General features: G+C 66.8%; 1 protein-coding gene. It reads left to right on the top strand.

All coding sequences use genetic code 11. The features are described 5' to 3' along the window. Positions 1–235, top strand: a 235-nt coding sequence (locus H2O73_RS24285; RefSeq protein WP_497997524.1) for a GNAT family N-acetyltransferase, incomplete at both ends; no start/stop codon positions are given.

Genomic DNA, 235 nt, shown 5'->3' with positions numbered 1-235 from the left:
CATGGAATGGGGGACCGGCAAGATCCGCCTGCTGCGCCTGATCCGGAAATTCGAGAAACAGGGCGTGCCCTCGGGCCAGGGCTTCTGGCGCCCGGCACTCGACACGATGGGCATTGCCTTGACCACGCCCGCAGAGCAGATCGCCCGCATCCCCAGGACAGGTCCGGTCATCATCGTGGCCAACCACCCGCACGGGCTGGTCGACGGGATGATCCTCGCGGACCTGATCGGTCGG

Source organism: Vibrio marinisediminis (genome assembly GCF_014050145.1).
In the GTDB taxonomy this organism is placed as follows: domain Bacteria; phylum Pseudomonadota; class Gammaproteobacteria; order Enterobacterales; family Vibrionaceae; genus Vibrio; species Vibrio marinisediminis.
The sequence above is the reverse complement of the archived record's forward strand: the minus strand, read 5'-3'. Positions and strand labels throughout refer to the sequence as shown.